Below are 1,001 nucleotides of genomic sequence, written 5' to 3'. Positions count from 1 at the left end.
GAGGCTGTGTGAAAACGCCTCCAGCTCGAGCGAATTAGGTTAGCCTTCTGAGGTCAGCAGGAGGTGGGGATGAGCCGCTTCGTTCAGGGTGCAGATCGTCGGCAGCCCACGCTGCTTCCCGAGTGTCTCGATGACTATGTGGCTGAGGACAATCCAGTCCGGGTGGTGGACGTCTTCGTCGATGAGTTGGACCTTAGGGGTCTGGGATTCGAAGGGATCACGCCGGCGGCGACGGGCCGACCGGCCTATCACCCGGCCATGCTGCTGAAGCTCTATGTCTACGGCTATCTGAACAAGGTGCAGTCGAGCCGGCGGCTGGAGCGCGAGGCGCAGCGCAACGTCGAGCTGATGTGGCTGACGGGGCGGCTGGCGCCGGATCACAAGACCATCGCCGACTTCCGCCGCGAGAACGCCTCGGCGATCCAGGCGGCCTGCGCCCGGTTCGTGGTGCTGTGCCGTCAGCTGGGCCTGTTCGGATCGGCGCTGGTCGCCATCGATGGCTCAAAGTTCAAAGCCGTGAACACGCGCGACAAGAATTTCACCGCCTACAAGGTCAAGCGACGGATCGAACAGGTCGCCGAGCACATCGCCGGCTATCTCCAGGACCTGGACACGGCCGATCGCCATGAGGGCGAGGCCGTTGAGGCGCGGTCGGGTCGGCTGATCGAGAAGATCGATCGGCTACGCGCCCAGATGGCGATGCTGAAGGTCATGGAGGCCGAGGTTGAGGCGGCGCCTGATGGCCAGGTCTCCCTGACGGATCCCGACGCCCGCGCCATGGCGACGTCGGGTCGTGGCAGCGGGATCGTCGGCTACAACGTCCAGTCCGCCGTCGAGGGCGAACACCACCTGATCGTCGCCCACGAGGTGATCATGACCGGATCCGACCGGCAGCAGCTGGCGAACATGGCGGGTCAAGCCAAGGACGCCATGGGCGTGGAAGGGCTCGATGTGCTGGCGGACCGGGGCTACTTCTCCGGCGAGGAAATCCTGGCCTGCGA

At 64.9% G+C, this 1,001-nt stretch carries 1 protein-coding gene; it reads left to right on the top strand.

Annotation, left to right across the window (positions count from 1 at the left end; genetic code table 11):
- Nucleotides 1-69: 69 nt before the first annotated feature.
- On the top strand, nucleotides 70-1,001 hold a 932-nt coding region (locus DXK21_RS16420; RefSeq protein WP_245945262.1), incomplete at its 3' end, for an IS1182 family transposase.

Origin of the sequence: Brevundimonas bullata (assembly GCF_003350205.1) — a bacterium.
In the GTDB taxonomy this organism is placed as follows: Bacteria; Pseudomonadota; Alphaproteobacteria; order Caulobacterales; family Caulobacteraceae; genus Brevundimonas; species Brevundimonas bullata.
The sequence above is the reverse complement of the archived record's forward strand: the minus strand, read 5'-3'. Positions and strand labels throughout refer to the sequence as shown.